Here is a 2,647-nt window from a genome sequence, read left to right as displayed (position 1 = left end):
TTTATAGCTTGATAGGTTAATTTCAAATCATTAAAAAGCCTTTTTATAGTGTTAAATAATATCACTAAAGGCGGTACAACAATGACTTTTAGTAAAAGTTAAACAATTCATCTATCAATATTAGATAAAATCTATATACATATCTATCATTTTAGTATATTTGCATTCAAACTAATAACTTATGAATAGAATCGTACGTAAAGAATACTTCTCACCCCAAGTAGTAGAGTTTGTAGTAGAAGCTCCACTTATCGCACGCAGCCGCAAAGCTGGACACTTTGTAATGGTAAAAGTTGGCGAAAAAGGCGAACGTATTCCACTAACTATTGCTAAATCTGATACTGAAAAAGGAACTATTTCGCTCGTCATTCAGAATGTAGGAGCATCAAGTGAAAAAATCTGTAATCTACAGGAGGGCGATTACATCACCGATCTTGTAGGTCCATTGGGCAGAGCTACCCATATCGAAAATTTCGGAACAGTTATCTGTGCCGGAGGAGGAGTCGGTATCGCACCCATGTTACCTATTATCGAAGCCATGAAAAAGGCGGGAAATCGTGTAATATCGGTTCTAGCTGCCCGTACCAAAGACCTCGTAATTCTCGAAGAACAAGTAGCCGAATATTCGGATGAGGTGATAGTTATGACTGACGACGGTTCATACGGACAAAAAGGATTGGTTACCAATGGCGTAGAATCTGTCATCAATCGCGAAAAGGTAGATATGTGTGTAACCATAGGACCTGCGATAATGATGAAGTTTGTATCGTTACTTACCCAAAAATACAATGTACCTACTATGGCATCATTAAATACAATTATGGTAGACGGAACAGGAATGTGCGGTGCATGTCGTATTTCGGTAGATGGCAAAACACGTTTTGTATGTGTTGACGGTCCCGAATTTGATGCTCACAAAGTTGACTTCGACGAAATGTTGATGAGACTAAAAGCATATAATTAAACAACCATACTTGTAGGGGCAGACTATCCCTACCCAAAAGAATAAAAGGTATAAGACTTTTGCTAACCAAAAAACGATCAAAACGAAGATGACACGTCAAGAATATATCAAACAAAAATGGGGAGAGCCATGGCGCAGCGAGTTACGCAAAAGCGTAAAAGCAAAAGAACGTGCCGACCGTCCTCGTGTTCACATGCCCGAACTGGATGCAGAATATCGCAGCCACAAACTGAAAGAAGAAGTAAATCAGGGTCTTTCGCAAGAGCAAGCCATATTTGAAGCAGGACGCTGCCTCGATTGTGCCAATCCTACTTGTGTTACAGGATGCCCTGTTGAAATAAATATACCCACATTCATAAAGAATATAGAGAGAGGCGAATTTGTAGAAGCTGCCAAAACTCTAAAAGAAACAAGTGCATTACCTGCCGTATGCGGACGTGTTTGCCCTCAGGAAAAACAATGCGAGGCACAATGTATCTATGTTCAGAAAATGGGAAAAGAAGCAGTAGGAATTGGTTATCTCGAAAGATTTGCTGCTGACTACGAACGCTTGAACGGAATAGTATCTACACCCGAAATGCCTGTATGCAACGGTACTAAAATAGCCGTAGTAGGATCGGGTCCCGCAGGCCTATCCTTTGCCGGAGACATGGCGAAAAGAGGATACGATATTACTGTATTTGAAGCACTACACGAAATAGGCGGTGTATTGAAATACGGTATTCCAGAGTTTCGTTTACCCAACGAAATAGTTGATGTAGAAATAGACTTATTACGCAAAATAGGTGTTAAGTTCATCAAGAACTGCATTGTTGGAAAAACAATCAGTCACGAAGACCTTCGCAAGGATGGCTTCAAAGGTATATTTGTAGCCAGTGGTGCAGGATTACCCAACTTTATGGACATTCCGGGAGAGAATCTTATCGGAGTAATGTCTGCCAACGAATTTCTTACACGTGTAAACTTAATGGATGCTTCGAATCCCGAAAGCGATACGCCCGTGCAAATGGGTAAAAAGGTAGCTATCATCGGTGCAGGTAACACAGCTATGGATGCAGTGCGTACCGCTCGCCGATTGGGCGCTGAACGTGCTATGGTAGTATATCGCCGTTCGGATGAAGAAATGCCTGCTCGTCTCGAAGAGGTGAAACATGCCAAAGAAGAAGGTATAGAATTTCTTACTCTTCACAATCCTATTTGTTACGAAGGTGATGATAAGGGACGTGTACAACGCATGCTTCTTCAAAAGATGGAACTGGGCGAACCTGACCCATCGGGACGTCGCAAACCTGTGCCTATCAAAGATGCAACCGAATGGGTTGAGGTTGATGAGGTTATTGTGAGCGTTGGAGTTTCTCCTAACCCACTTATCCCATCTTCGTTCTCAGGGTTGGAAGTTACCAAATGGGGAACAGTAGTTATCAATCAAGACACTATGCAAACTCATCTTTCGGACGTTTATGCAGGTGGCGATATTGTACGTGGAGGTGCAACAGTTATCCTAGCCATGGGTGACGGCCGCAAAGCTGCCGCAGCAATGGATGAAGCTTTACATGAAAATTGATCACAAATCGTTTCCATATAAATAAAAAGGCTCAAGTATTATACTTGAGCCTTTTTATTTATTCTTTATTTATCGGTGTATATCCTGTTTTTTCAACCAGATATTGTCCTTGTGGAGAA

2 protein-coding genes are annotated in these 2,647 nt (G+C 41.4%); both read left to right on the top strand.

Annotated elements, in window-relative coordinates; translation table 11 throughout:
* Positions 1-181 precede the first annotated feature (181 nt).
* Complete coding sequence (locus HGC4_RS17620) at positions 182-964, top strand: sulfide/dihydroorotate dehydrogenase-like FAD/NAD-binding protein (protein ID WP_050711456.1); 783 nt, start codon at positions 182-184, stop codon at positions 962-964.
* An 88-nt stretch (positions 965-1,052) separates the two neighbouring features.
* Positions 1,053-2,528: an NADPH-dependent glutamate synthase gene (gene gltA / locus HGC4_RS17615; protein WP_050711455.1), complete on the top strand. Its 1,476-nt coding sequence runs from the start codon at positions 1,053-1,055 to the stop codon at positions 2,526-2,528.
* Positions 2,529-2,647 lie beyond the last annotated feature (119 nt).

The organism is Dysgonomonas sp. HGC4 (assembly GCF_001261715.1).
In the GTDB taxonomy this organism is placed as follows: Bacteria; Bacteroidota; Bacteroidia; order Bacteroidales; family Dysgonomonadaceae; genus Dysgonomonas_A.
The sequence above is the reverse complement of the archived record's forward strand: the minus strand, read 5'-3'. Positions and strand labels throughout refer to the sequence as shown.

Bases quoted from the DNA above. Each gene is read 5' to 3' on its own strand.
- HGC4_RS17620 (WP_050711456.1), top strand. From the start codon at position 182: ATGAATAGAATCGTACGTAAAGAATACTTCTCACCCCAAGTAGTAGAG.
- gltA (WP_050711455.1), top strand. From the start codon at position 1,053: ATGACACGTCAAGAATATATCAAACAAAAATGGGGAGAGCCATGGCGC.